25 protein-coding genes are annotated in these 25,826 nt (G+C 60.2%); 17 read left to right on the forward strand and 8 right to left on the reverse strand.

Annotated features, from left to right (window positions below; all coding sequences use genetic code 11):
- Positions 1-183: 183 nt before the first annotated feature.
- From ASC96_RS29115 to ASC96_RS29125, 3 genes are all read left to right on the forward strand, one after another.
- Positions 184-2,046: a M3 family oligoendopeptidase gene (locus ASC96_RS29115; RefSeq protein WP_060506524.1), complete on the forward strand. Its 1,863-nt coding sequence runs from the start codon at positions 184-186 to the stop codon at positions 2,044-2,046.
- 190 nt (positions 2,047-2,236) lie between these two features.
- Positions 2,237-3,394 (forward strand): aminodeoxychorismate synthase component I, encoded by a 1,158-nt coding sequence (locus ASC96_RS29120; protein ID WP_060506525.1) that lies wholly within the window; start codon positions 2,237-2,239, stop codon positions 3,392-3,394.
- A complete protein-coding gene (locus tag ASC96_RS29125) occupies positions 3,391-4,020 on the forward strand; it encodes an aminotransferase class IV family protein (protein WP_060506526.1) in 630 nt (209 codons plus the stop codon). Before ASC96_RS29120 ends, ASC96_RS29125 begins: the two co-directional genes overlap by 4 nt.
- Before the next feature lie 6 nt (positions 4,021-4,026).
- Here ASC96_RS29125 and ASC96_RS29130 read toward each other — a convergent pair whose 3' ends face one another.
- Together ASC96_RS29130 and hppD are read right to left on the reverse strand one after the other, a co-directional pair.
- Entirely contained in the window at positions 4,027-4,935 is a 909-nt protein-coding gene (locus ASC96_RS29130; RefSeq protein ID WP_060506527.1) for a GGDEF domain-containing protein, read from the reverse strand.
- Positions 4,936-5,211: 276 nt separating this feature from the next.
- The gene (gene hppD / locus ASC96_RS29135; protein ID WP_060506528.1) at positions 5,212-6,327 is read right to left on the reverse strand and encodes a 4-hydroxyphenylpyruvate dioxygenase; all 1,116 of its coding nucleotides are present in this window, start codon (positions 6,325-6,327) and stop codon (positions 5,212-5,214) included.
- 129 nt (positions 6,328-6,456) lie between these two features.
- Between hppD and ASC96_RS29140 the strand changes: the two genes are divergently transcribed.
- Complete coding sequence (locus ASC96_RS29140) at positions 6,457-6,936, forward strand: Lrp/AsnC family transcriptional regulator (protein WP_060506529.1); 480 nt, start codon at positions 6,457-6,459, stop codon at positions 6,934-6,936.
- Here ASC96_RS29140 and ASC96_RS29145 read toward each other — a convergent pair.
- A complete protein-coding gene (locus ASC96_RS29145) occupies positions 6,933-7,388 on the reverse strand; it encodes a MarR family transcriptional regulator (protein WP_060506530.1) in 456 nt (151 codons plus the stop codon). The two genes, ASC96_RS29140 and ASC96_RS29145, sit on opposite strands and share 4 nt — an antisense overlap.
- Before the next feature lie 66 nt (positions 7,389-7,454).
- Here ASC96_RS29145 and hmgA point away from each other — a divergent pair, with 66 nt between their 5' ends.
- The 6 genes from hmgA to omp10 all read left to right on the forward strand — a co-directional run bounded on the left by hmgA (position 7,455) and on the right by omp10 (position 13,599).
- Positions 7,455-8,810 carry a homogentisate 1,2-dioxygenase gene (hmgA, locus tag ASC96_RS29150; protein WP_060506531.1) on the forward strand — a complete coding sequence of 452 codons (1,356 nt, stop codon included), beginning with the start codon at positions 7,455-7,457 and terminating at the stop codon, positions 8,808-8,810.
- A gap of 208 nt (positions 8,811-9,018) precedes the next feature.
- Positions 9,019-10,035 carry a fumarylacetoacetate hydrolase family protein gene (locus tag ASC96_RS29155; protein ID WP_060506532.1) on the forward strand — a complete coding sequence of 339 codons (1,017 nt, stop codon included), beginning with the start codon at positions 9,019-9,021 and terminating at the stop codon, positions 10,033-10,035.
- 10 nt (positions 10,036-10,045) lie between these two features.
- Complete coding sequence (gene maiA, locus ASC96_RS29160) at positions 10,046-10,687, forward strand: maleylacetoacetate isomerase (RefSeq protein WP_060506533.1); 642 nt, start codon at positions 10,046-10,048, stop codon at positions 10,685-10,687.
- Between the two features lie 93 nt (positions 10,688-10,780).
- Positions 10,781-11,428: an alpha/beta family hydrolase gene (locus ASC96_RS29165; RefSeq protein WP_060506534.1), complete on the forward strand. Its 648-nt coding sequence runs from the start codon at positions 10,781-10,783 to the stop codon at positions 11,426-11,428.
- 176 nt (positions 11,429-11,604) lie between these two features.
- The gene (locus tag ASC96_RS29170) at positions 11,605-13,056 is read left to right on the forward strand and encodes a homospermidine synthase (protein WP_060506535.1); all 1,452 of its coding nucleotides are present in this window, start codon (positions 11,605-11,607) and stop codon (positions 13,054-13,056) included.
- 174 nt (positions 13,057-13,230) lie between these two features.
- Complete coding sequence (omp10, locus tag ASC96_RS29175) at positions 13,231-13,599, forward strand: outer membrane lipoprotein Omp10 (RefSeq protein WP_060506536.1); 369 nt, start codon at positions 13,231-13,233, stop codon at positions 13,597-13,599.
- Between the two features lie 16 nt (positions 13,600-13,615).
- Here the strand turns inward: omp10 and ASC96_RS29180 are convergent, their stop codons facing one another.
- Positions 13,616-14,440: a helix-turn-helix transcriptional regulator gene (locus ASC96_RS29180; RefSeq protein ID WP_060506537.1), complete on the reverse strand. Its 825-nt coding sequence runs from the start codon at positions 14,438-14,440 to the stop codon at positions 13,616-13,618.
- A 136-nt stretch (positions 14,441-14,576) separates the two neighbouring features.
- Between ASC96_RS29180 and ASC96_RS29185 the strand changes: the two genes are divergently transcribed.
- From ASC96_RS29185 to hemH, 3 genes are all read left to right on the forward strand, one after another.
- Entirely contained in the window at positions 14,577-14,978 is a 402-nt protein-coding gene (locus tag ASC96_RS29185; RefSeq protein WP_060506538.1) for a hypothetical protein, read from the forward strand.
- A 220-nt stretch (positions 14,979-15,198) separates the two neighbouring features.
- Positions 15,199-17,079 (forward strand): 5'-nucleotidase C-terminal domain-containing protein, encoded by a 1,881-nt coding sequence (locus ASC96_RS29190; protein WP_060506609.1) that lies wholly within the window; start codon positions 15,199-15,201, stop codon positions 17,077-17,079.
- A 131-nt stretch (positions 17,080-17,210) separates the two neighbouring features.
- Positions 17,211-18,245: a ferrochelatase gene (gene hemH, locus ASC96_RS29195; RefSeq protein ID WP_060506539.1), complete on the forward strand. Its 1,035-nt coding sequence runs from the start codon at positions 17,211-17,213 to the stop codon at positions 18,243-18,245.
- Here the strand turns inward: hemH and queE are convergent.
- Genes queE through queC form a run of 3 tightly spaced genes read right to left on the reverse strand, consistent with a single transcriptional unit; the run spans position 18,242 to position 20,045 of the window.
- Positions 18,242-18,982, reverse strand: coding sequence for a 7-carboxy-7-deazaguanine synthase QueE (gene queE, locus ASC96_RS29200; RefSeq protein ID WP_277996009.1), 741 nt, complete (start codon positions 18,980-18,982; stop codon positions 18,242-18,244). The genes hemH and queE overlap by 4 nt on opposite strands.
- On the reverse strand, positions 18,979-19,335 hold the full coding sequence (gene queD, locus ASC96_RS29205; RefSeq protein WP_060506540.1) for a 6-carboxytetrahydropterin synthase QueD: 357 nt from the start codon (positions 19,333-19,335) through the stop codon (positions 18,979-18,981). Before queD ends, queE begins: the two co-directional genes overlap by 4 nt.
- A complete protein-coding gene (gene queC / locus ASC96_RS29210; protein ID WP_060506541.1) occupies positions 19,335-20,045 on the reverse strand; it encodes a 7-cyano-7-deazaguanine synthase QueC in 711 nt (236 codons plus the stop codon). Before queC ends, queD begins: the two co-directional genes overlap by 1 nt.
- A 156-nt stretch (positions 20,046-20,201) precedes the next feature.
- On the opposite strand from queC, the gene ASC96_RS29215 reads away from it, so the two are divergent.
- The 3 genes from ASC96_RS29215 (at position 20,202) to ASC96_RS29225 (ending at position 23,238) form a co-directional block, all read left to right on the forward strand.
- Positions 20,202-21,212: an SPFH domain-containing protein gene (locus ASC96_RS29215; protein ID WP_060506542.1), complete on the forward strand. Its 1,011-nt coding sequence runs from the start codon at positions 20,202-20,204 to the stop codon at positions 21,210-21,212.
- Positions 21,213-21,215: 3 nt separating this feature from the next.
- Entirely contained in the window at positions 21,216-21,674 is a 459-nt protein-coding gene (locus ASC96_RS29220) for an NfeD family protein (protein WP_060506543.1), read from the forward strand.
- A 178-nt stretch (positions 21,675-21,852) separates the two neighbouring features.
- Positions 21,853-23,238, forward strand: coding sequence for an outer membrane beta-barrel protein (locus ASC96_RS29225; RefSeq protein ID WP_244482367.1), 1,386 nt, complete (start codon positions 21,853-21,855; stop codon positions 23,236-23,238).
- 71 nt (positions 23,239-23,309) lie between these two features.
- Here the strand turns inward: ASC96_RS29225 and galU are convergent, their stop codons facing one another.
- The gene (gene galU / locus ASC96_RS29230) at positions 23,310-24,197 is read right to left on the reverse strand and encodes a UTP--glucose-1-phosphate uridylyltransferase GalU (protein WP_060506545.1); all 888 of its coding nucleotides are present in this window, start codon (positions 24,195-24,197) and stop codon (positions 23,310-23,312) included.
- Between the two features lie 303 nt (positions 24,198-24,500).
- Here galU and ASC96_RS29235 point away from each other — a divergent pair, with 303 nt between their 5' ends.
- A complete protein-coding gene (locus ASC96_RS29235; RefSeq protein WP_060506546.1) occupies positions 24,501-25,721 on the forward strand; it encodes a lytic murein transglycosylase in 1,221 nt (406 codons plus the stop codon).
- The last annotated feature ends 105 nt before the right edge of the window (positions 25,722-25,826 follow it).

The following is a 25,826-nucleotide window of genomic DNA, read 5'->3' on the forward strand; positions in this document are numbered from 1 at the left end:
TAGAACCCGATCGCCACATCATGTGCCGCATCGTGAGAAGCATTCCTGTCAGAAAGGCCTGAAAATCCTCTTTTGAGAAATGCTTGCATTTTATCCATTGCCGACGTTAGGTCATGGCCCCATATCCGATCTCTGCTTCGCCGCCCAAATCCGGGCCGGCATCGACAAAAAGAGTGACCGTCCATGCATCATTTCTTCGACTTCCAGACATCGTCGCGCATCGCGCTCGCCGCCTCGTCCAGCGGCGCACAGGCTGCCGAACTCGGTGACCTGCCCTCCTGGAAGCTGGAAGATCTCTACCCCTCGGCAACGTCGGCCGAATATCTTGGCGACCTCGAGAAGGCCGACACGTTGTCCAAGGCATTCGAGACCAAATGGAAGGGCAAGCTGGCCAATGCCGCAACGCTTTCCGGTGACGGCGGCATCGGCACTGCCGTGCGCGAATATGAAGTGCTGGAAGATCTGATGGGCAAGATCGGTTCCTTTGCCGGACTTACCTATTTCTCCGACACATCCAATCCGGCCAATGGCAAGCTGTATGGCGATGCCCAGGCCAAGCTCACCGACATGGCAAGCCATCTTCTGTTTTTTGCGCTGGAACTCAACCGGATCGACGACGCCGTCATCGACGCCGCGCTGGAGAACGATAAGCTGGCCGCCCACTACAAGCCCTGGATTGTCGATCTGCGCATGGACAAGCCCTATCAGCTCGACGACAAGATCGAGCAGCTGTTCCTTGAAAAGTCGATGACCGGTGCCAGCGCCTTCAACCGCCTGTTCGACGAAACCATGGCGTCACTGACCTTCGAGGTCGATGGCGAGACGCTGCCGCTCGAAGTGACGCTCAGCATGCTGCAGGAAGCCGATCCGGAGATCCGCAAGAAGGCGGCGGCAGCGCTTGCCAAGACCTTCAAGGACAATATCCGCACCTTCACGCTGATCACCAATACGCTCGCCAAGGACAAGGAAATCTCCGATCGCTGGCGCGGCTTTACCGATATCGCCGATAGCCGTCATCTGGCCAATCGCGTTGAACGCGACGTGGTCGATGCGCTCGCCGCCGCCGTTAAGGATGCCTATCCGCGTCTGTCGCACCGCTATTATGCGATGAAGGCAAAATGGCTCGGCATGGAACAGATGGAATTCTGGGACCGCAACGCGCCGCTGCCGGAAGCGCCGACGACGCTGATTCCCTGGAGCGAAGCCAAGGAGACCGTGCTGTCGGCCTATGGTGGCTTCGAGCCGGAAATGGCCGATATCGCCCGCCGCTTCTTCGATGGCGGCTGGATCGACGCGCCGGTTCGCCCCGGCAAGGCGCCGGGCGCCTTCGCCCACCCGACCGTGCCTTCGGCACATCCCTATGTGCTGGTCAACTATATGGGCAAGCCGCGCGATGTGATGACGCTCGCCCACGAGCTTGGCCATGGCGTGCATCAGGTTCTGGCCGGCGGCCAAGGCGCGCTGATGGCCTCGACACCGCTGACGCTGGCAGAAACCGCCTCCGTCTTCGGCGAGATGCTGACCTTCCGCGCCCTGCTCGACAAGACCAAGGACAAGCGCGAACGCAAGGCCATGCTTGCCCAGAAGGTCGAGGACATGATCAACACGGTCGTGCGCCAGATCGCCTTCTATGAATTTGAGCGCAAGGTTCACACCGCCCGCAAGAACGGCGAGTTGACCGCCGACGATATCGGCCAGCTTTGGCTGTCGATACAGGAGGAAAGCCTCGGCCCGGCCATCCGCATTTCAGAAGGCTACGAGACCTATTGGGCCTATATCCCCCACTTCATTCATTCGCCGTTCTACGTTTACGCCTATGCCTTCGGCGATTGCCTGGTGAACTCGCTCTACGCCGTCTACCAGAAGGCCGAAACCGGCTTCCAGCAGAAATATTTCGAACTTCTGAAGGCCGGTGGCACCAAGCATCACTCCGAGCTTCTCGCTCCGTTCGGGCTGGACGCCACCGATCCGTCGTTCTGGGCACAGGGCCTGTCGATGCTGGAAGGGCTGATCGATGAGCTTGAGGCGCTTGATAGGCAGGCATAATTCTTGAGCGGGAACTGGCGATGACAGGGTGCTTTGCGGATGCCGGCGTGGATCCTCGGGTCAAGCCCGAGGATGACGTTCCGTGCGCTTGGCTGATTGGAACCATGTTGCCGGAACTCCATAGGCACCCCCATTCTCCGTCATCCTCGGGCTTGACCCGAGGATCCACGCCGACACAAGCGTGAGCAGCATGACCGGCACCGGCCCCTATGTCCTTTTCCGGGACGACAGCGAAGACAGGACGACTGTCTTTGCCGAGCCCTCACGCGTCATCACCGCCCATACGAAGGCGGAGTTCTGGCGCGGACTGAAGGACATGGAGGCCGCCCACAAGGCCGGAAAGTGGTTGGCCGGTTTCATGAGTTATGAAGCGGGCCACCTGTTCGAACAGAAGCTTGCCCCCTTCGCCGAAGAAAACCGCCGTACGCCGCTGATGTCGTTCGGGGTGTTCGACGGTCCGGCGGAAGGGCATACGCTGGCGGAGCCTAGGCGCCGCGTCGAAAACGAGCCGTTCATCACCGAGCCGCGCGCCAGCTGGAATTTCGAGACCTACAAGCAGCGCTTCGACCGGCTGCACCAGCATTTGCGCCAGGGTGATTGTTACCAAGCGAACCTGACCATGCGGATTGATGCCCGCTGGAACGGCGATCCACTTTCCGCCTTCTGGTCGCTAATCGAGCGGCAGCCGGTCAAGTATGGCGCACTGGTTTCGCTCGGCGGCCCGATGCTTCTGTCGCGCTCGCCCGAACTGTTCTTCCGGGTCGACAAGGACGGCTGGATCGAGACGCATCCGATGAAGGGCACGGCCCGGCGCGGCGCGACGCCTGCAGAAGACGAAGCCCTGATCCGCGAAATGCGGGAGGACCCAAAGTCCCAGGCCGAAAACCGCATGATCGTCGATCTCCTGCGCAACGACATTTCCCGCATCGCCGAGGTCGGCACGCTCAATGTGCCGAAGCTGTTCGATATCGAGACCTATCCGACCGTGCACCAGATGGTCAGCCATGTGCGGGCAAAACTTTTGCCGGATATCGGCATCACCGAAATATTTGAAGCACTTTTTCCGTGCGGCTCAATCACCGGTGCGCCCAAAATGCGGGCAATGGAAATTCTGCACGATCTGGAAGACGGGCCGCGCGATGCTTATTGCGGCTCGATCGGCTTCATCGCTCCGGATGGCACGATGCGCTTCAACGTCGCCATCCGCACGTTGTCGCTGTTTCCGGACGGCGAGGCCATCTTCAATGTCGGGGGCGGCATCGTCTTCGATTCCACCGCCGAGGCCGAATATGAGGAATGCCTGCTCAAAGCCCGCTTTGCCGTCGGCGATACATGGATTGACCGATGAGCGATTTCTCGCTGATCGAAACCATGCGATGGGAGCCCGGCACCGGCATCGTCCGCCTGCGGCTGCATCTCGCCCGGCTGAAACGATCGGCGGGACGGCTGGGGTTTGCGGGGGCGGAGCAGGCAGCAGAGAAGCTGGCCGACATGCAGGGCGAAAACCTACCCCTCCGCGTCCGCCTGACGCTCAGTCCCGTCGGCGAGATTGCCGTCACCACCGCACCGTTCTCCCCGTTGCCCGAGGACACCATCTGGCGTGTCGCAATCGCTTCAACCCAACTCGATTCAACCAACACACTGCTGCGCCACAAGACCACCCGCCGGGAGATCTACGAAGCTGCGCGCGCCGAATATCCGGCGGCAGACGCGGACGAGGTCCTGTTGCTCAATGAAAAGGGCGAACCCTGCGAAGGAACCATCACCTCGATCTTTCTCGATGACGGCACCGGCATCCTGAAAACACCACCAATCTCCTGCGGCCTGCTGGCGGGCGTGCTGCGAACCGAGCTCATTTGCGCACGCCGCGCCCGCATCCAGCGCCTGACACTGGCCGACCTGCAAACCGGCACGCTTTACATGGGCAACTCGCTGCGCGGACTGATCCGTGCAGAACTCCAGCCGGAAAACTGACGCTATTCAGCGGGCGCCGACCGCCATCCGGTCACGGCCGGAATGCTTGGCATCGTAAAGGGCCGCATCGGCACGCGAATAGATTTCCTTTGCCGTCTCGCCCCGCTGCAGGGCGGCAATGCCGGCTGAGCAGGTGTAGGAAAACAAGGGAACCGACAGCAGCGGGCGGGCCGTGCGCACCGTTTCCAGCACCCGGGCGACGATCCACTCCCCTTCGGCCAGAGTCGTTTCCGGAAAGATCAGCATGAATTCCTCGCCGCCGATGCGCCCGAAGCAATCGTGCCGCCGGACGATCGGGTGAACCCGCCGGGCAAAGTCCAGAAGGATCTCGTCACCGGTCTGGTGGCCATAGAGATCATTGATGCCCTTGAAGAAATCGATATCGAGAATGGAAATGCAACCGCTGACGGGACCATGCTGCGGTTGGCTGCAGATCATCGCCTCCAGCTGCGTCATCATGTAACGGCGGTTGGAGATACCGGTCAGCTCGTCGGTTTGCGACGCCTTGAGCGCGAGGTCACGATCCTGCCGCAGGGTCCGTTCGTCGGCACGCAGATGCGTGATGTCATTGGCGATGCACAACATCCAGCCGCTGCGATTGACCGTCTCGGTCATCCAGAGCCAGCGGCCGTCGACCAGATCGGTCTCGAACGCCCTGAATGGCACCTTGCCGCGCCGCGACTGCGCGGAAACGACCCAGGCCTCGAAATCCGGCACGCTGATCACAGTGCCGAGACCAAGCGCATGATTGCGCCGCATCAGGTCCGGCCAGAGCGGGGTTTCCGTCTCATCCAGCGCAAAAGCTGAACGAAAAGTCCGGTTGGCATAACGCAGGCGATCCTGTTGATCGTAGAGCCCGATGAAGACCGCAGTATCATCCCGCAACGACGCCAGTCTCGCCTGTAAGTCATCCATCGCACTGATTCCGTTTCACCGCAGACACGGCGCCAACCATATCGTTCACCATGTCAAATTAATGCGGAATGTAAGACTTCCCCCTATGGGCAATCCTCATGCTTAACAAAACCTTTCCACATGTAGCAAAGCGAAACAATCCTTGCGCTGCAACCGGTAGCGCCGTTCCTCGATGAAAGACGGCCATTTCGAGGAACCCCGGAGGCTTCCTGACCCGAAACGCAAAAGGCCCTGCCGGTCGACAACCGGCAGGGCCTTTGATGGAGAAATGCCTGTTTACTCGGCGGCCGCCGCCGGCTTCAGCACACCGCGACGGATCTGGTCGGCCTCGATCGATTCGAACAGGGCACGGAAATTACCCTCGCCAAAGCCTTCGTCGCCCTTGCGCTGGATGAACTCGAAGAAGATCGGCCCAATCACGGTTTTCGAGAAGATCTGCAGCAGGATACGCGTCATGCCACCATCGACCACGCCCTCGCCGTCGATCAGAATGCCATGCTTCTTCATTTTTTCGATCGGCTCGTCATGGCCGTTCACGCGGGCATGCGACAGGTCGTAATAGGTTTCCGGCGGCCCCGGCATGAATTTCAGGTCGTTGGCGGCCAACTTATCGGTTGCCTCGTAGATGCCGTCGGTTCCAACGGCGATGTGCTGGATGCCCTCGCCCTTGTACTTGCGCAGATATTCCTCGATCTGGCTGGTATCGTCCTTGGACTCGTTCAGCGGAATGCGGATCTTGCCGCAGGCCGAGGTAATCGCCCGGCTCGTCAGGCCGGTGATGCGGCCATCGATGTTGAAGAAGTGAATCTGCTTGAAACCGAACAGTTCGCGGTAGAAATCCCACCACGTGTCCATGTTGCCGCGATAGACATTGTGGGTGAGGTGATCGAGATAATAGAAGCCGACGCCTGCTGGCTTTGGATTGCGTTCGCCGAGCCATTCGAATTCGGCCTCATAGGGCGAGCCTTTTTGGCCATAGGTATCGATGAAATAGAGCAGTGAGCCACCGATACCGACGATGGCCGGTACGTCCAATGCCTTGTCGGTGCCTTCATAGGGCGTCGCGCCTTTTGAGACGGCATGAGCGAACGCGTGTTTTGCATCCGAAACGCGCCAGGCCATGGACGGCGCACAGGGGCCGTGATCCTCGACGAAGCGCATGGCGTGGCTGCCGGGCTCGGCATTCAGAATGTAGTTGATGTCGCCCTGACGCCAGACGCTGATATCCTTGGAGCGATGCTTGGCAACGCAGGAATAACCCATGCGGGTGAAGAGTTCGCGCAGCTTTTCAGGCTCAGGATGGGCGAATTCAACGAACTCAAAACCATCGGTTCCGGCCGGGTTTTCAACAGTAATGCCGGTCGGCGCGGTATCATGCGGGAAGGGGCCCATCGTTCTCTCCTTTGAACGTCAGAATTTGGGGCCATGATGACGGAAACTCCGCGCATTGTGCTTGCATTCTTGCACGATTTGGCAAAATCTACGCACGGATCATGCGTAACTTGGTGAATTGACGCACAGATGGAACAGCTGGACGGATATGACCTTAAAATCCTCTCCGAATTGCAGGGCGATGGCCGCCTGACCAACAACGAACTGTCGGAACGGATCGCCCTGTCGCCGTCGCAATGTTCGAGGCGGCGGGCAAGACTTGAGGCGGAAGGCTTCATCCAGACCTACCGCGCAGTACTCGATCGCGGCCGGCTGGGGCTTGACCTGTTGATCGTCATCGCCGTGACGCTCGCTACCCACAATCGCGACAATGCCAAGCGTTTTGCTGCGCTGATTGCCGACCTGCCGGAAGTGCTGGAATGCTACGCGCTGACCGGCGAAATGGACTATCACCTGAAAGTTGTCACACCTGATCTGGCCGGGCTTGCCCATTTCGTCAATGACGTGCTTCTGCCACATGACAGCGTGCAGCACGTCAAGACATCGATCGTCCTCGCCACGCTGAAGGACTTTGAAGGGCTACCGGTGCGCCAGCGCGGCAGGTCTTAGCGCGGCCGTTTCGCCATCGCCTTTTCGACGGCGGTCAGCCCCGACGAAAGTGCCTGCAAACCCTCCTGCCCTACCAGTTCGGACAATTCCAGCGAATAGTCGCGCGCCAACCGCGTCAGGTCTTGGTACGCTTTTGCCCCGGCGGTTGTCAGCTCGAGATGCTCGGCACGGCGGTCATCTTCATCCCGTGTCCGCTTCAGCCAGCGGCGCTCCTCCAGCGCAAACACGGCACGGCTCACCTTGGTCTTATGCATGGTCGAATGAGTACCAACCTCCGTCGCCGTCATCCGGCCTGAGCTGCCCAACGCCGCAAGTGTGCGCCATTCCGGCCGCGTCATCCCATATTCCGCCTTGTAGGCGGCGGCAAAGCGCAGGGCGATGAATTCCGCCGCGCGATTGAGCCGGAACGGCAGAAATTGATCGAGATCGAAATCGCCTTGCCCGTCGCTCATGACGTCCTTGATGGTTACAAAATAGACAGTTACATTTGTAACCATTGAATGAAGGAGGAACAAGCCATGCTGGAAAAAAACCGGACGGCCACTGTTGATACACTCGCCAACAGCCCGCAATATATGCCCGGCTTCGGCAACGACTTCGAGACCGAGTCCCTCCCCGGCGCCCTTCCGCAAGGGCAGAACAGCCCGCAGAAATGCAATTACGGTCTTTATGCCGAGCAGCTGTCAGGCTCACCCTTCACCGCGCCACGCGGCACCAATGAGCGCTCCTGGCTTTATCGCATCCGCCCGAGCGTGCACCATACCCGCCGCTTTTCCAATGCCAGCTACCCCTTCTGGAAATCGGCGCCGTGCCTTGACGATCACTCGCTGCCACTCGGCCAGCTCCGCTGGAACCCGATCCCGGAACCGGCTGAAAAGCTCAACTTCCTCTCCGGCATCCGCACCATGACGGCCGCCGGCGACGTCATGACCCAGGTCGGCATGGCGGCCCATGCCTATGTCTTCAACGATGACATGACCGACGACTATTTCTTCAATGCCGATGGCGAACTGCTGGTCGTTCCGCAACTCGGCACCATCCGCGTCTTCACCGAAATGGGCATCATGGACGTGGAGCCCTCGGAAATCTGCCTGATCCCGCGCGGCATGATGTTCAAGGTCTCGCGGCTCGGCGAAGGCTCCACATGGCGCGGTTATATCTGCGAGAATTATGGCGCCAAGTTCACCCTGCCGGATCGCGGCCCGATCGGCGCCAACTGCCTTGCCAATCCGCGCGATTTCAAAACGCCCGTGGCAGCCTACGAGGACAAGGAAACACCCTGCCGCGTACATGTAAAATGGTGCGGCAAATTTTATGTCACCGACATCGGCCATTCCCCGCTCGATGTCGTCGCCTGGCACGGCAATTACGCACCGTTCAAATACGATCTACGCACCTTCTCGCCTGTCGGCGCCATCCTGTTCGACCACCCGGACCCATCGATCTTCACGGTGCTGACCGCGCCGACCGAAGAAGCCGGCACCGCCAATGTCGATTTTGTCATCTTCCCACCGCGCTGGCTGGTGGCCGAACACACATTCCGCCCGCCGTGGTACCACCGCAATATCATGAGCGAATTCATGGGCCTGATCCACGGCCAATACGACGCCAAGGAAGAAGGCTTCGTGCCCGGCGGCATGAGCCTGCACAATATGATGCTGCCACACGGGCCGGATGCGCCAGGTTTCGAGAAAGCCTCCAACACCGAACTCAAGCCGGTCAAGCTCGATCATACGATGGCCTTCATGTTCGAGACCCGCTACCCGCAGCAACTCACACGCTACGCTGCCGAACTCGAAACATTGCAGGACAATTATCTCGAATGCTGGGACGGGCTGGAGCGCAAGTTCGATGGCACGCCGGGGATCAAGTAAGGTGGAAACAGTTGCCCGACCTGCAATGATCCTCGCCCCTCATCCGCCCTGTCGGGCACCTTCTCCCCGTCGAGACGGAGAGAAGGACCAAGCGGCAAACTCTGTAATCCCCTCTCCCCGCCTGCGGGGAGAGGGCTAGGGTGAGGGGCAACCCCGCAAAGACATCCGTCGGCCGTGTACTGTAGAACAAACAACGAAAGCCAAAACCATGAAGCTCGCCACACTCAAGGACTCCACCCGCGACGGCCGCCTGGTTGTCGTCTCTCGCGATTTGACCCGCTGTTCCGAGGTCGGCCATATCGCCCGCACGCTGCAGGCGGCACTGGACGACTGGGCCTATGTCGGCCCGCGGTTGAGCGAGGTGGCCGAAGGTCTGGAGACCGGCGCCCAGCCCTCCATCCGCTTCCACGAACATGAGGCCACGTCCCCCCTGCCGCGCGCCTATCAGTGGGCGGACGGCTCGGCCTACGTCAATCATGTTGAATTGGTCCGCAAGGCCCGCAACGCCGAAATGCCGGCTGCGTTCTGGACTGAGCCCTTGATGTACCAGGGTGGTTCGGACTCGTTCCTCGCTCCCCGCGATCCGATTGTCATGGCGGACGAGGCCTATGGCATCGACATGGAAGCCGAGATCGCCGTCATCGTCGATGACGTGCCGATGGCAGCCACCGTCGAGCAGGCAAGGGCCGAGATCCGCCTGATCATGCTGGTCAACGACGTCTCCCTGCGCGGCCTGATCCCGGCCGAACTTGCCAAGGGCTTTGGGTTCTTCCAGTCCAAGCCGTCTTCGGCCTTCTCCCCTGTTGCGGTGACGCCGGAAGAACTCGGTGATGCCTGGGATGGCGGCAAGCTGCATCTGCCGCTGCTTGTCGATCTCAACGGCAAGCCCTTTGGCCGCGCCGATGCCGGCATCGATATGACCTTTGATTTCGGCCAGCTCGTTGCCCATGCCGCGAAAACCCGGCCACTCCGCGCCGGCACCATTATCGGCTCCGGCACTGTCTCCAACAAGCTCGACGGCGGCCCCGGAAAACCGGTCTCGCAAGGCGGCGCCGGCTATTCCTGCATCGCCGAAATCCGCACCATCGAAACCATCGAGAAGGGCACCCCAGCCACCCCGTTCATGCATTTCGGCGATACAGTCCGCATCGAGATGAAGGACAAGGCCGGCCATTCGATCTTCGGCGCGATCGAGCAGACCGTCACGAAATATGAACCCCGCTGAGGCTGCCCCGATGAACGATACCATTTTGTTCGACTACTGGCGCTCCTCTGCCAGTTATCGGGTGCGGATCGCGCTCAACGTGCTGGCCATCCCTTACAAATCAGTGCCTGTCGATCTTTTACGCGGAGAACACAAACAACCGGAACACCTTGCCCGCAATCCGCAAGGGCTGGTTCCGGCCCTGCAGATCGGCGGTCACATTTTGACCCAGTCGCTTGCCATCGTCGAATATCTGACGGAAACCCGGCCGGACACCACGCTTTTGCCCGCCGATCCACTCGGACGCCACCGCGTCCGCGCGCTATCCTATGCAATCGCGATGGACATCCATCCGGTCTGCAATCTCGGGGTCGCCGCCTATGTCATGCAGCAATCCAGCGATCCCGATGCGGCGCGCTCCGCATGGATGCGCAAGTTCATCGGCGAAGGCCTAACCGCATTCGAACGCCTGCTCGACAACCCAGCAACCGGCAGCTTTTGCCACGGCGACACCCCGAGCATGGCCGATCTCTGCCTTGTGCCGCAGGTCTACAATGCCCGGCGTTGGAATGCCGATCTGTCGGCCTGCCCGCGCACGGTGGAGATCGCCGACAGATGTGCGGCGCTACCGGCCTTTGCCGCAGCCCATCCGGATCAGGTTGCCCCAAAATAACCGCGGCAATTATCAATCCACTTTTCCACGGAAGCCGTTTTTGGCACAAGGGTCATACCGGTCGATGACGGCCGCCTGGGAAGAGGCTTTACCATGGATCAGGATTTTCTCATCGACGGACCGGCCGATGCGGCCGTCACCATCCTGCTTGCCCATGGCGCCGGTGCCCCGATGGATTCCACATCGATGAATGCCGCTACGGCAGCGCTTGCCGCTGCAGGGTTTCGCGTCGCCCGGTTTGAGTTCGGCTACATGGCTGCCCGTCGCAGCGCCGGAACCCGAAAGCCGCCCCCGAAAGCTGAGAAGCTGATCCCCGAATACATGGCGGCCATCGCGCGGCTCGGTGCCAGCGGACCCTTGATCATCGGTGGAAAATCGATGGGTGGCCGCGTTGCCAGCATGGCGGCCGACGATCTTTTGCTGCAGGGTGCCATCACCGGCTTGCTCTGCCTCGGCTATCCGTTCCATCCGCCGGGCAAACCCGAAAACTTGCGCACGCAGCATCTCGCTGAGCTGAAAACGCCGGCGCTCATCTGCCAGGGAACCCGTGATGAATTCGGAACGCGCGAGGAGGTTGCAGGCTACGCGCTGTCCGGCAGCATCCGTATTCTGTGGCTTGAAGACGGTGACCACGATCTGAAGCCGCGCAAGGCGCTCTCCGGCTTCTCAACGGCCGATCACCTGAAGAGCATGGCTGAAACAGTCAGGGACTGGTCCGCCGGAATAATCGGGACAGCTTGAAAACGGCCTCGCCTACCATCCACAAACCTGTCATCGGCGCCGTGCTACAAACCGGCTGAGTTGCCGTGCCGCCCTTTATTGTGACAGAAATCTATGCTCTAGGGCCTTTCAACCAGAGGGCAGTCACGGTATGCCCTCCATATCCAGACGAACCCGTCCGCAGGAGATTAAGCGAAATGGCAGAAACAACCTACCCGATTCACGGCGAAATCACGGGCCCGATCGTCATGATCGGCTTTGGCTCCATCGGCCGCGGCACCCTGCCCCTGATCGAGCGCCACTTCAAATTCGACAAGAGCCGGATGGTTGTCATCGACCCGCGCGAAGACGCAGCCGACATGGAAATCCTTGCCAAGCATGGCGTCCGCCACATCAAGGAATATGTCACCAAGGACAACTACAAGGACCTCTTGAAGCCGCTTCTCACCGAAGGCGGCGGCCAGGGTTTCTGCGTCAACCTGTCGGTCGATACCGGCTCTGTTGATCTGATGAAGTTCTGCCGCAAGCTCGACGTGCTCTACATCGACACGGTTATCGAACCTTGGCTCGGCTTCTACTTCGACAAGAACATGAAGAACTCCGAGCGCACCAACTATGCGCTGCGTGAAACGCTGCGCAAGGAAAAGGCCAAGAACCCGGGCGGCACAACCGCGGTATCCACCTGCGGTGCAAATCCGGGCATGGTCTCCTGGTTTGTCAAGCAGGCGCTGGTGAACCTCGCCAACGATCTCGACATCAAGTTCGAAGAGCCCGACCAGCATGACCGCGAAGGCTGGGCCAAGCTGATGAAGAAGACCGGCGTCAAGGGCATTCATATCGCTGAGCGCGACACCCAGCGCACAAAGCATCCGAAGCCGCTCAACGTCTTCTGGAACACCTGGTCGGTCGAAGGCTTCATTTCCGAAGGCCTGCAGCCAGCCGAACTCGGCTGGGGCACCCATGAAAACTGGATGCCGAAGAATGCCAAGAAGCACAAGAAGGGCAACAAGGCCGCCATCTATCTCGAACAGCCGGGCGCCAACACCCGCGTTCGCACCTGGTGCCCGACACCTGGCCCGCAGTATGGCTTCCTGGTCACCCACAACGAATCCATCTCGATCGCCGACTACTTCACGGTCAAGGACAAGGATGGCGACGTCACGTTCCGTCCGACCTGCCATTACGCTTACCATCCGGCCAATGACGCCGTGCTTTCGTTGCACGAAATGTTCGGCAATGGCGGCAATGCGCAGCCGGTCCACCACGTGCTCAACGAAGACGAACTCGAGGATGGCGTCGACGAACTGGGCGTCCTGCTCTATGGCCACGACAAGAATGCCTACTGGTATGGTTCGCGCCTGTCGCTCGAAGAAACCCGCCGCATCGCTCCCTACCAGAACGCGACCGGCCTGCAAGTGACCTCGGCTGTTCTGTCCGGCATGGTCTGGGCGCTTGAAAACCCGACCGCCGGCATCGTCGAAGCCGACGAGGTCGACTACAAGCGTTGCCTCGAAGTGCAGACCCCGTATCTTGGCCCGGTTGAAGGCCACTACACCGATTGGACCCCGCTCGACGGCCGCCCGGGCCTCTTCCCGGAAGACCTCGACACCAAGGATCCGTGGCAGTTCAAGAATATTCTCGTTCGCTGAACTGACTGATTACGCTTGAATATTGAACGCCCGGGGAACGATCTCCGGGCGTTTTTCGTTGTAGATCGAATAATACCTGCCCTGCTCACGCCCTACTCTTGCATTCAACTCCTGATCACGGCATGGTTTTTTCAATCGAAAGACAGCTTTCCGCGCAGCCTCCGGGAGACACATATGAAGCCGATCGCCATCCTGACAGTTCTGTCCGCCGCAGCTCTGGCCTCCTGCCAGGGCGGGGGACAAGTGCGGGAACTGCCGCAAAACCGTCAGGTCGCACCGGCCGGTGTCGAAGGCGCGTGGGTCGATCCGAACGGCATCGTCTCGACATTCTCGGCGGGAACGTTCACCACCCGCACCACGGATACCAACCAGGTTCTGGCATCCGGAAACTACATCAACCTGTCGCCAAAGCTGGTTGAAATCAACATGACCTCGATGGTCCGCAACACCCAGTCCAAGGTCAATTGCGCCATGGTCTCGATGGCGCAGCTCAACTGCACCACGGATTCCGGCGCACAGTTCTCGTTGTCCCGCAAGGGTTGATGGGCGGCTCCTGCCGTTAGCTGGAAGGTTCGCTGCCCCCGTGACCAACCAGCATCGCCATAGCCTTGGCTGTTGCCGCGTCGGCGGGGAAGAACGCCTCGATCGTGACTTCGGACAGGGTCACATCGACGGCAGTGCCAAACACCGTCGTCGTGCTGAGAAAAGACAGCGGGCCTCTCTCGCCCGCCAGAATGAGCGGCACCGCGATCTCGGCATGCCCCGAGCGCTGCGGCTTGCGTGCAGCGCCAGCCTGCGGCGGCACCGGGTAAGACTTCAATTCCTCAAGAAGCGCCGCAAGCTGCGGATCGGCCGATATATCGATATCGTGCGACAGCCGCTTGAGAATGTGCGTGCGCCATTCCCTGAAATTCAGGATCCGCCCGGCAATCCCGTCCGGATGCATGCTGACGCGCAGCACGTTGACCGGCCCCGAGAGCAGATGTTCGGCAACGCCGGAAAGCAGCACCCCGACCGCCCTGTTTGAAGCCAGAAGCGTCCAGTGCCGATCGACGGCGAGTGCTGGATGCGGATCGTGGCCATCAAGAATGCGCGTGATCACACCCCGCGCGGCTGCAAGCTCTGGCGCATCCAGTGGCCGGTCGCGATAAAGCGGCGCAAAACCTGCCGCCACCAGAATGGCGTTCTGCTCCCGCAAGGGGACGGCCAGCGTTTCCGTCAGCCGCAACACCATATCGCGGCTTGGCAGGGCACGGCCCGATTCCAGGAAGCTCAGGTGGCGTTGCGAAATATCGGCGTCGGCGGCAAGCGCCAGCTGGCTCAGCCGCCGTCTTTGACGCCAGTCACGCAACAGGTCTCCGGCAGAGGACGGTTTCTCGATCATGCCACAAATATGGCCGCATCCGGTAAGATCCGCAATTACCTCAGACGTAATCGACTGGACTACCGGACCGCGCCAACATTGCGGTCAGGGCGCTGCAATGGGTGCAGGCCTGTTGGCGAGAAAACGAGGACGGATCATGCCCAAACTCAACGCACTCTCTTTGAAAACACTGCTGGCGATCGATGCCCTGACCTGCGCAGCGATGGGCGCCGCACTGTTGGTTGCTGCCGCTCCGGCAAGCGCCATCACCCAGATTCCGCAAACTCTTCTGCAGGGTGCAGGTCTGATCCTTCTTCCCATTGCGGCCTTCATGGCTCTAACTTCGGCCTTTGCCTTATCATCGCGCTGGGCGGTCGGCATCGTCATTCTGGGCAACGCCCTCTGGACCGCCGCCAGCATTCTTCTGCCGGTCAGCGGGTTCATTGCCCCCAATGCCCTTGGCTGGGCTTTCCTCATCGGTCAGGCAGCGGTCGTTGCCGTCATTGCCAAGCTCGAACTGGATGCCTCGAGAAACCCGCTGGCCGTCCCGGGCTTGTGAACCGCCGCCAGTCTCCCCGAAAACCGATCAGGCGCCGCTGCCCGCCAGCGGCGCTTTCTTTTGTGCCGCCGCCGATTTTAACCTTGCCGGGAGACCGCCGGGAGATAGATGCAATTACTGCTTGATGTCGGCGCGCCCAAATGAAACCATCCGTTCCGGCCCAAGTGTCAAAGCTGTGCTCGATTATGCTGACAACAAACATGAAAAACGGGAGACATCCATGATCAGACATTTGCGAACCGGGCTGATGACAGCCTCGATTTTTGCACTTTCGTCCGGTGCCGCCTTCGCCGATTATGAATTGAACATCCTGCATATCAACGATCTTCACTCGCGCATCGAATCGATCAACAAGTTCGATTCCACCTGCTCGGCCGAAGAAGAGGGCAAGAACGAGTGCTTTGGCGGCGTCGCGCGTTTGAAAACAGCGATTGACGGGAAGCGACAGGAATTGACTGGCAAGAACGTTCTGCTGCTCAACGCTGGCGACAATTTCCAGGGCTCGCTGTTTTTCACCACTTACAAGGGCGCCGCTGAAGCCGAATTCCTCAATCTGATGAAGTTCGACGCCATGACCATCGGCAACCACGAGTTCGATGAAGGCGAAGGCGGCCTGGTCCCGTTCCTCGACAAGGTCACCTTCCCGGTCATCTCGTCCAATGTTCTGGCGGGTTACAAGTCCAAACTCATCGACCGTATCAAGCCTTCGCTGGTGCTCGACGTCGGCGGCCAGAAGATAGGCATCGTCGGCGCGGTCGCCAATGATACCCCCGAAATCTCTTCGCCAGGCGACGACGTGCTGATCGGCGTCGATGTCGATACCATTACCACCGCAGTGCAGGATCTGAAGAAGCAGGGCGTCGACAAGATCATCGCGCTCACGCACGTTGGCTACCCGCGCGATCTCGCCGTTATCGCCAAGATCCCCGATGTCGATATCGTTGTCGGCGGTCATTCCCACAGCCTGTTGTCCAACACCGACGAGAAGGCCGAAGGCCCCTACCCGACAATGGTCGACAACCCCGGCGGCTACAAGGTTCCGGTCGTACAGGCCGGTTCCTACAGCAAGTATCTCGGCGATCTCGTCGTCAATTTCGACGATACCGGCGTCGTCAAATCCGCCAAGGGCGACCCGATCCTGATCGACTCCAAGTTCAAGCCGGACGAAGCCGTGGTCGCCCGCGTCAAGGAAATGGGAAAGCCGATCGACGACCTGAAAGCCAAGATCATTGGCAAGACGGAAGCGGCGATCGACGGCACCCGCGAATCCTGCCGTGCCAAGGAATGCGAGATGGGCGACCTCGTCGCTGACGCCATGCTCGACCGCGTCAAGGGCCAGGGCGTTACCATCGCCATCACCAATGGCGGCGGCTTGCGCGCCTCCATCGACGCGGGCGACGTTTCCATGAGCGAGGCGATTACCGTCCTGCCGTTCCAGAACACGGTCGCCACCTTCCAGATCAAGGGCGCCGATATTGCCGCGGCACTTGAAAACGGCCTCAGCCAGATCGAGGAAGCCGGCGGCCGTTTCCCGCAGGTGGCCGGTATGAAGTTCTCTTTCGATAGAAGCCGCCCGATCGGCAACCGGATTTCGGTTGTCGAGGTCAAGGAGGGCGAAGCCTATGTGCCGCTCGATGCGGGCAAGACCTACAATGTCGTCACCAACAACTTCATGCGCAATGGTGGCGATGGATACAGCATCTTCAAGACCAAGGCCGAAAACGCCTATGACTACGGTCCGGGGCTTGAGACGGTGCTTGCCGACTATCTGACCGCCAACAATCCCTACAAGCCAATGACCGACGGCCGCATCACCGAGATTGCCGCTGCGACCCCGGCAGAACCATCGACGCAGACTAACACCGATACGGCCGTGACCACCGATGCCAAGCCGGCTGCGACCGAAACGGCAACACCGGAGGCCAAGCCAGCCGCAACCGCCGAAAGCAAGCATGTGATTGCCAAGGGCGACACGCTCTGGGATCTGGCCAAGGCCGTTTATGGCAATGGCGAACTATGGCGGACGATTGCCAAGGCCAACGGCAATCCGGCCCCACGCCACCTGGAAATCGGCAAGGAACTGACAATTCCGGCCAAGTAAGACAATATGTCTCTCGTCAATCGGCCGGTCCGGGGTTCCCCGGGCCGGTTTTTCTTTTTAAGAACGGCATGAACCGCAGGCGCCGCTTGCCGTATAAGAAGCGCCAAACACCGTACCTTGCAGGATAAGCCATGACCGCTGCCACTGAAATGACCACCACCAACCACCCGCCCGTCAAGTTTGGCAAGGTGGGTGTGCTGCTGGTCAATCTCGGCACGCCGGATGGCACCGACAAGGTGTCGATGCGGCGTTACCTCAAGCAATTCCTGATGGACCGGCGGGTGATCGAATGGTCGCCGTTCTTCTGGTACCCGATCCTGTTCGGCATCGTGCTGAACACGCGTCCCGCCAAGGTTGGCAAGGCCTATGAGACGATCTGGAACAAGGATCTGAACGAAAGTTACCTGCGCACCTATACCCGCAACCAGGCGGAGATCATGGCGAAATCCTTTGCCGATCTTCCGGGCGTGCGCGTCGATTGGGCCATGCGCTACGGCCAGCCGTCGATCCAGTCGAAGATCGACGAACTGCAGAAGGACGGCTGCGAAAAGATCCTTCTCTTCCCGCTCTATCCGCAATATGCGGCGGCAACGACTGCGACCGTCAACGACGAGGCCTTCAAGGCGCTGTTGAAAATGCGCTGGCAGCCAGCCCTGCGCACCGTCGCGCCCTATCATGACGACCCGGTCTATATCGAGGCGCTCGCCAATTCGATCACCAACCACCTCGCCACGCTCGACTGGGAGCCGGAAGTGGTGCTCACCTCCTTCCACGGCATCCCGCAATCCTATTTCGACAAGGGCGATCCCTACTACTGTCAGTGTCAGAAAACCGCGAGGCTGCTGCGTGAAAAGCTCGGCTGGGGGAAGGAAAAGCTGCAGGTGACGTTCCAGTCCCGGTTCGGACCGGAAGAGTGGCTGCAGCCCTATACGGACAAGACGGTGGAAAAGCTCGGCAAGGAAGGCGTCAAGCGCATCGCCGTGATCAACCCCGGCTTCGTTTCGGATTGTCTGGAAACCCTGGAAGAAATCGCGGTAGAAGCCGCCGAGACATTCCACCACGCCGGCGGCGAGAAGTTCACGCATATCCCCTGCCTGAACGACAGCAAGGACGGCATGACCGTGCTGGAACACGTGGTACGACGGGAATTGCAGGGCTGGGTCTAAACCCCGCGCCTGTTGCCCCACAAAAGCACATGTAACTGCGGCAAAACGCGCGCGCCGAACCAGCGATCCTGCGTCACCCGGTCCACCAGCCAGCGCATGCGTTCGGCGATACCGTCCATGTCGATCCCCGCATCCACCTCGTCGCCACCCGGCGGCGTGTGGTTGCCCGGCTGCAGATAGACGGGCAGTTGCGGATAGCGCACCGCTGCATCGCGGGCGTAGGCATAGTCCGCTTCGTCGAAGACAACGATCTTCATCACGATTTCCGGCCTCCCGTCAGCGGCCTCAAGACAGCGATCGAACAGAACCCAGTCCGTTTCCATGCCACTGGACGGCGGCTTGGGGCTGAGAACCAGCACGTCGAGATCGGCAAACCAGTCCTTCGCCACGGAGCCCTGCGTTTCCAGCGCAAAACGGTACCCGTCCTCACGCCCGAGCTGGATCAGTGCACCGAGCGGCTGGATCGCGGGGTTGCCGCCGGACAAGGACACCGTGACCGGAACCCCGCCTGAAAGCCGCTTCACTTCTTTCCATACCGCCTGCGGCGTCATCGGCGCCCAGTCGTCACGATACCGGCTGTCAACCGCATGCAGGCTATCGCACCAGGAACAGCGATAATCACAGCCGCCAGTACGCACGAACACGGTCGGTAGCCCGATCAACACGCCCTCGCCCTGGATCGTCGGGCCGAACATTTCCGACACGCGAATGAGGCCGGCTCTCGCCTCGGTCGTCACGGCCGGTATTCCGCCCAGGTCTTGGGCGTCTCGCTGACTTTCACCGAAACCGTTTCCGGCAGGCGCGTCTTGCACCAGTCGTAGAAATGCCGCGCCAGGCACTCCGCCGTCACCCGGTCATGCCCGAGGACATCGTTGAGATGGCGGTGGTCGAAGCTTTCGTCGATATAGCGCTTGAGCGGCGACAACTCGTGATAGTCGCGCACGAAACCGTGTTCGTTCAATTCCTCGGCCGCCAGCTCCACCACGACGACATAATTATGCCCGTGCAGCCGCGCGCATTGATGGTCGGCCGGAAGGCTGGTGAGCTGATGTGAGGCGGAGAAATGAAACTCCTTGCTGATGCGAAACATCATTTCACCTCCGTGGCTGAAAAACCGCCGGTGGCAGAAACCCAGAAATCGGCATCCTCGTAGTCCGTCGGATCGGCGATGCCTGCGAGATGAAAGGCCTCGCGCCGTTCGACACAGGTGCCGCAACGTCCACAGTGACGCAGGCCACCCTTGTAGCAGGACCAGGTCTCGGCGAACGGCGTATAATGCCGTGCACCGTCCTTAACGATATCGGCCTTCGATCCGTTCACATAAGGTGCGTAAAGCGTGACGCTGGCATAGCCTTCCGTCGCGTGGTTCTGCATGGCCTGGAACGCGTCGATGAAACCTGGGCGGCAATCGGGATAGATGAAGTGATCGCCGCCATGCACGGCGGTCGCCACAGCATCCGCCTTCTGCGCAGCGGCAACGCCAAAGGCAATTGCCAGCATGATGGCGTTGCGGTTCGGCACGACTGTCGCCTTCATCGTTTCCTCGGCATAATGCCCATCGGGAACGGCGATATCGTCAGTCAGCGCCGAGCCGGTCAGATGCGCTCCGATCTGACCGATATCGATGATGTGATGCGGCACGCCAAGCCGGACGGCGCAGGCTGCGGCGAAATCCAGCTCCTTTTTGTGGCGCTGGCCGTAGTCGAACGAGAGAAGCGCTGTGAGCGTATGTTCGGCTGCCACCTTGTGGGCAAGCGAAACGGAATCCAATCCGCCGGAGCAGATCACGATGGTTTTCATATCTTAGTCCTTGTTTTGACCGGGTAGGCTGCGACCGGTAAGCGAAGGGGCTCTTTAAGCCAAAGAACCCGGTTTGTGAATGGGGAAATCCGCTGACTTCTCAGCCCCGGTTGCGTAGAGTGCGGTGAAGCAAACCATCAAGGGAGAATCACCCCCATGCCCCTGGCCGGACTGGACATCGTCGTCATTGCCTTCGTCGTACTTGTTGTTCTCGTACTTTTCGCAGGCATCAAGACAGTACCGCAGGGATTTCGCTACACCGTTGAACGGTTCGGGCGCTATACCCGCACGCTGGAGCCCGGCCTCAACATCATCATCCCGTTCATCGACAAGATCGGCGCACGGATGAACGTCATGGAACAGGTGCTCGACGTCCCGACACAGGAAGTCATCACCCGCGACAATGCCAGCTGCGCTGCCGATGCCGTCGCCTTCTACCAGGTGCTGAATGCCGCCGAGGCCGCCTATCAGGTCTCCGACCTGCAAAGCGCCATCCTCAACCTGACGATGACCAACATCCGTTCCGTCATGGGCTCGATGGACCTCGATGAACTCCTGTCCAACCGCGAGATCATCAACGACAAGCTGCTGCATGTGGTCGATGAAGCCGTCGGCCCCTGGGGCATCAAGGTGACCCGTGTCGAGATCAAGGACATCCAGCCGCCGAAGGATCTGGTCGATGCCATGGCCCGCCAGATGAAGGCCGAACGCGAAAAGCGCGCTCAAGTGCTGGAAGCCGAAGGTTCGCGCAATGCCCAGATCCTGCGCGCCGAAGGTGCCAAGCAGTCGGCCATCCTGCAGGCCGAAGGTCAGCGGGAAGCCGCTTTCCGCGACGCTGAAGCCCGCGAACGTCTGGCCGAGGCCGAAGCCAAAGCCACCAAGATGGTTTCCGAAGCCATTGCCGCCGGCGATGTACAGGCAATCAACTACTTCGTCGCCCAGAAATATACCGAAGCGATGGCCTCGATCGGCACCGCCCCCAATTCCAAGATCGTGCTGATGCCAATGGAAGCTTCCTCGCTGATCGGTTCGCTCGGCGGCATCGGTGCGATTGCCCGCGAAGTCTTCGGCAATGGCGGCGGTGATACACCCGCACCGGCACGCCAGGTAACGCCGCGCACGGTTCCCGTCCGCAATCCGTTTGATACGGCCAGGCAGGAAGGATGATCGATGATCGAACGCATCATCCTCGAACTTGGCCCCTGGTGCTGGTGGGTGCTTGGCCTCGTACTCCTGGCAGCTGAAGTCGTCGCGCCCGGCGTCTTTCTTGTCTGGATCGGCATAGCCGCCATTATCACCGGCGCCCTCTCGCTTCTGTTCTGGGAGGCCGGTTTCTGGGTCTGGCAGGCGCAACTGGTGTTTTTTGCCATTCTCTCGGTCGCGGCCGCCGTCATCGGCCGCCGGCTCCTTGCCCGTTCGGGCAATACATCGGACGAACCGCTGCTCAACCAGCGCGGCGCGCGTCTCATCGGCCGCACCGCCGTGCTGGAACAGCCGATTCTCGAAGGGCGCGGCCGGATCCGGCTCGACGCAACCACCTGGCCCATCAACGGACCGGACCTGCCGGCGGGTAGCCGCGTCAAGGTGACTGGCAGCAGCGGCAGCCACCTGATCGTCGAAAGCGCCTGAAATTAAAGCCGAATGCCATTTCGGAAAGGAATGGTTAACTACATCCGTTTACGGTTGCTCAACACTGGTAAACGGATTTCCGGGCATTCGGCAGATGACGCCATTCTACCCACGCACGAAGAGGACGAACCTCCCGCGCCCGGCAGCTGCTGCGGCCTGGTTGATGGCTGGCTGCGCGATGTTTTTGCCGCAAACTCTCTCCGCTCAGGCCCTTCTTCCCGCAACGGACGGCACGGCTGCAAGCAACACAACCACGCCGAATGCCGTAACGCTTCCTGGCGCCACGCCGGTGCAGGATGCAGCAATCACCACCGGCTCGATCAGCACCGATGCCGGCGAACCGCTGCTCAACGACCCGATGATCGATGAGGACATGGCCCGCACCAACCTGCGGGAAAATACCGTCGATGGCCTCCGGTCGCAGCTCGATATCGATCGCAACGATGCGCAGGGGATCCGCCTGGGTAGCTTCACCCTGAAGCCGACGCTTGGCCAGACCTACAATTTCGAGAGCAACAAGACCGGCGACTCGAAGGAAAACCGCAGCTATCTGGAGACCGGCCTGAAAGGCACGCTCACCTCGGACTGGTCCCGTCACCAGTTGACGGTCACTGGCGAAGGCACATGGCAGCGCAATGTTTCCGGCACCGGCGAGACCGAGCCGACGGCCGACATCGAAGCGGCCCTGCGGCTCGACCTGTCCGAGCAGACCACAGCGACGCTGAAGGCCGGTTACCATTTCGAGCGCGAGGATTCGTCCGATCCAAACGCCATCAGTAGGGCGACGAGCCAGTCCGACGTCAACCAGTATACACTCGGCGCCGGAATAGAACGCGATTTCGGTATCCTGCGGGGTTCCGCCAAGGTCGATTTCGATCGATACACCTATGGCGACGTGGAACTTGAGAACGGCAGCAGCCTGTCGCGCAAGGATCGAAACCGCAATGCGGGCGCTGTCACCGTACGGGTCGGTTACGAGCTTTCGCCCGCGCTTATTCCCTTCATCGAGGCATCGGCCGGCAAGTCGATTTACGACCTTCGCAAAGACATGCTCGGATACGAGAGATCCTATGACAGCTACGGTGCCCGCGCTGGTATCGAGGCCGATCTTGGCGAGAAGCTCAACGGCGAGATCGCGCTCGGTTATCAGACTTACAGGTTCGACGACAACCGGCTCGATGAGTTGAGGGGCTTCACCGTCGACGGCACGATCAACTGGTCACCGCAGCGCGGTACCAATATCGCCTATGGCGTCTCCACCGGTCTCGATCCATCGACGACCCCGGGGGAAAGCGGTGCCATGGTCTATACGCTGAGCAGCCGGGCAACCCACGAACTGCGCACCGCCCTCGTGGCGCGGCTATCCAACAGCCTGACCTTCCGCAATTTCCCCAGCGGCAATTCAGATGACGAAAAAGTCTGGCTGACGGGTGCCGGCCTTACCTGGGATCTCAACCGCTACCTCGCCCTGACCGGCGATGTCAGCTATGAGCACACGGATCGCGACAGCGGCCCTTCGACCAACATCGCTCGCGTCGGCGTCGGGCTGACGCTGCGCCGCTGATCCGGAAAGTGGTCAAACAAGAGCCCCCACTGACGGTTTCGTCAGCGGGGCTCTTTTTCTATCGGCTGGGCTTATTTCAGGCCCTGAAGCAAAGCCTTCAGCGGGCCTTCCACGCCCGGCCGGATGTCGCCGCGCGCCAGGGCAAACGCGACGTTGGCCAGGATGAAGCCCTCTTTCATGCCGCAGTCATAGGTGTTGCCGCGGAAATGATACCCGGCAAAATCCTGCGTCTGGGCAAGCTTCAGCATGCCATCGGTCAGCTGGATCTCGTTGCCGGCGCCGCGCTCCTGGGTGGCGAGGATCGAGAAGATTTCCGGCTGCAGGATATAGCGGCCGTTGATGAAGAAGTTCGACGGGGCCGTGCCCTGCGGTGGCTTTTCGACCATCTTGGTGATCTTGAACCCGTCGCCGACCTTTTCGCCCGCGCCGACGATCCCGTATTTATGGGTCTGGTCGGGGGCACATTCCTCGACGGCGATGACGTTGCCGCCGCTCTGCTCGTAAAGCTCGACCATGCCCTTGAGGCAGCCCTTTTCGGCCTGCATGATCATGTCGGGCAAAAGCAGCGCAAAGGGCTCGTCACCAACCAGTTCGCGCGCACACCAGACGGCATGGCCAAGACCGAGCGGCGATTGCTGGCGGGTAAAGCTGGTGCTGCCGGCAACCGGCAGAATGCCTTCAAGCAGCGTCAGTTCGGCCGTCTTGTTGCGTTCACGCAAGGTCTGTTCCAATTCGACCTGGATGTCGAAATAATCCTCGATCACATGCTTGCTGCGGCCGGTGACGAAGATCAGATGTTCGATGCCGGCGTTCAGCGCCTCGTCCACCACATACTGGATCACCGGCTTGTCGACGACAGTCAGCATTTCCTTGGGAACGGCTTTGGTCGCGGGCAGGAACCGGGTTCCAAGACCAGCGACGGGGAAAACGGCTTTACGAACTTTACGCTTGTCAGTCATTGACATCTCCAGGATCACGGCACTGTGATTTAAATCGGTTAGGGTTTGTATCAATAGGGAATAAACGTCAAATTGCTATTTTTTTGCAAAGGAAGACCTTACCACCCATTCATGGTAAAGAATTTGTTGACTTCATTTTCGTAAGATTCCGGTCCTGGCGGTTGCCTCCTGGGCCGGACAGCCCGAGAATGGAACCACATGTATGCAACCCATACATGAAGCTGGCTCTAAAACTGTAAATTTGCGCACCGCCGGTCAACCTCCTGATCGCAGCAGAGCGCCGACCAACGGAAACGACAGCTGATGACAAAGACCCGAAACACTCTTCTTCGCTGTGCTGCCGCCGCGTTCATGACCGCCGCAGCCCTGTTTTCCCCGTCGACAGCCTCGGCTGACGCGGGCTTCGAGACCTGGATCAACAGCTTCTATGCCACGGCAGCCAAGAGCGGCATCACCAAGGCAACCTACCGCCAGGCCTTTGCCGGCGTGAAGACACCCGATCCCGATGTGCTGCAAAAGGCTGCCTATCAGCCCGAGTTCAAGAGCAAGATCTGGGAATATATCGACAGCCGCGTCAATCCCTACACCCGCAAGGTTGGTCAGGAGATGTCGGTCAAGCATGGCCGTACGCTCGCCGCACTTGAGAAGCATTTCGGTGTCGACAGGAACGTGCTCTTGGCCATCTGGTCGATGGAATCCAATTATGGTGCCGTCCTGGAAAAGGACGATCGCCTGCATTACGTCCCACGCGCACTCGCCACTTTGGCCTATGCTGACCCGAAACGGTCCAAATATGCCAAGACGCAGCTGATCGCCGCTCTGAAGATCCTGCAGAATGGCGATGTGACCCCGCGTGAACTGAACGGTTCCTGGGCGGGCGCCATGGGCCACACGCAGTTCATTCCGACCAGCTACCTGCTCTACGCGATCGATGCCGACGGCAATGGCCACAAGGACATCTGGAACTCGGTGCCGGACGCCTTGGCGACGGCGGCCAACCTGTTGAAGAAGAATGGCTGGCAATCGGGGCAGACCTGGGGCTATGAAGTCGCGCCGCCGAGAAACGGCAGCCAGTATGCCGGCCAGACGAAAACGGTTGCCCAGTGGGCAGCCCTCGGGTTCACGCGCCCCAACGGCAAGGGCTTCCGCAACGGCGACACCCGGGCTGAGCTGAAAATGCCCGGCGGCGATGGTAGCCCCGGCTTCCTGATGACCAAGAATTTCTTCGTCATCAAGCGCTACAACGCGTCCGACTCCTATGCCCTGGGCGTCGGTCTTCTGGCCGACGAGATTGCCGGCTATGGCGGCATGCAGCAGGCCTGGAGCCGCCCGGATGGTTCGCTCGACATCAAGCAGAAGTTCGAGCTGCAGACCCGACTGAAGGAGCTCGGCTATTACGACGGTGAAGTCGATGGCAACTTCGGCTCCGGCTCGAAAGCCGCAATCCAGGCCTTCCAGAACCGCAATGGCCTCTCCCCCGACGGTGAGCCGACGCAGCACCTGCTGAAGGCCCTGCGGAAATAGGTGCGGCCGGGAGCATCAGACGCTCTCAATTGCGGCACAATGCGGATGCATGCTTCGCGCAACGCCTTTCGAAGGAGAGGCGTTGCGCATTTGTCTAGAGACACT

The organism is Rhizobium sp. Root1204 (assembly GCF_001424965.1).
Classification (GTDB): domain Bacteria; phylum Pseudomonadota; class Alphaproteobacteria; order Rhizobiales; family Rhizobiaceae; genus Pararhizobium.

Excerpts from the sequence above, each read along its gene's own strand:
- ASC96_RS29115 (WP_060506524.1), top strand. The coding sequence starts at position 184 with ATGCATCATTTCTTCGACTTCCAGACATCGTCGCGCATCGCGCTCGCC.
- ASC96_RS29120 (WP_060506525.1), top strand. The coding sequence starts at position 2,237 with ATGACCGGCACCGGCCCCTATGTCCTTTTCCGGGACGACAGCGAAGAC.
- ASC96_RS29125 (WP_060506526.1), top strand. The coding sequence starts at position 3,391 with ATGAGCGATTTCTCGCTGATCGAAACCATGCGATGGGAGCCCGGCACC.
- ASC96_RS29130 (WP_060506527.1), bottom strand. The coding sequence starts at position 4,935 with ATGGATGACTTACAGGCGAGACTGGCGTCGTTGCGGGATGATACTGCG.
- hppD (WP_060506528.1), bottom strand. The coding sequence starts at position 6,327 with ATGGGCCCCTTCCCGCATGATACCGCGCCGACCGGCATTACTGTTGAA.
- ASC96_RS29140 (WP_060506529.1), top strand. The coding sequence starts at position 6,457 with ATGGAACAGCTGGACGGATATGACCTTAAAATCCTCTCCGAATTGCAG.
- ASC96_RS29145 (WP_060506530.1), bottom strand. The coding sequence starts at position 7,388 with ATGAGCGACGGGCAAGGCGATTTCGATCTCGATCAATTTCTGCCGTTC.
- hmgA (WP_060506531.1), top strand. The coding sequence starts at position 7,455 with ATGCTGGAAAAAAACCGGACGGCCACTGTTGATACACTCGCCAACAGC.
- ASC96_RS29155 (WP_060506532.1), top strand. The coding sequence starts at position 9,019 with ATGAAGCTCGCCACACTCAAGGACTCCACCCGCGACGGCCGCCTGGTT.
- maiA (WP_060506533.1), top strand. The coding sequence starts at position 10,046 with ATGAACGATACCATTTTGTTCGACTACTGGCGCTCCTCTGCCAGTTAT.
- ASC96_RS29165 (WP_060506534.1), top strand. The coding sequence starts at position 10,781 with ATGGATCAGGATTTTCTCATCGACGGACCGGCCGATGCGGCCGTCACC.
- ASC96_RS29170 (WP_060506535.1), top strand. The coding sequence starts at position 11,605 with ATGGCAGAAACAACCTACCCGATTCACGGCGAAATCACGGGCCCGATC.
- omp10 (WP_060506536.1), top strand. The coding sequence starts at position 13,231 with ATGAAGCCGATCGCCATCCTGACAGTTCTGTCCGCCGCAGCTCTGGCC.
- ASC96_RS29180 (WP_060506537.1), bottom strand. The coding sequence starts at position 14,440 with ATGATCGAGAAACCGTCCTCTGCCGGAGACCTGTTGCGTGACTGGCGT.
- ASC96_RS29185 (WP_060506538.1), top strand. The coding sequence starts at position 14,577 with ATGCCCAAACTCAACGCACTCTCTTTGAAAACACTGCTGGCGATCGAT.
- ASC96_RS29190 (WP_060506609.1), top strand. The coding sequence starts at position 15,199 with ATGATCAGACATTTGCGAACCGGGCTGATGACAGCCTCGATTTTTGCA.
- hemH (WP_060506539.1), top strand. The coding sequence starts at position 17,211 with ATGACCGCTGCCACTGAAATGACCACCACCAACCACCCGCCCGTCAAG.
- queD (WP_060506540.1), bottom strand. The coding sequence starts at position 19,335 with ATGTTTCGCATCAGCAAGGAGTTTCATTTCTCCGCCTCACATCAGCTC.
- queC (WP_060506541.1), bottom strand. The coding sequence starts at position 20,045 with ATGAAAACCATCGTGATCTGCTCCGGCGGATTGGATTCCGTTTCGCTT.
- ASC96_RS29215 (WP_060506542.1), top strand. The coding sequence starts at position 20,202 with ATGCCCCTGGCCGGACTGGACATCGTCGTCATTGCCTTCGTCGTACTT.
- ASC96_RS29220 (WP_060506543.1), top strand. The coding sequence starts at position 21,216 with ATGATCGAACGCATCATCCTCGAACTTGGCCCCTGGTGCTGGTGGGTG.
- ASC96_RS29225 (WP_244482367.1), top strand. The coding sequence starts at position 21,853 with ATGTTTTTGCCGCAAACTCTCTCCGCTCAGGCCCTTCTTCCCGCAACG.
- galU (WP_060506545.1), bottom strand. The coding sequence starts at position 24,197 with ATGACTGACAAGCGTAAAGTTCGTAAAGCCGTTTTCCCCGTCGCTGGT.
- ASC96_RS29235 (WP_060506546.1), top strand. The coding sequence starts at position 24,501 with ATGACAAAGACCCGAAACACTCTTCTTCGCTGTGCTGCCGCCGCGTTC.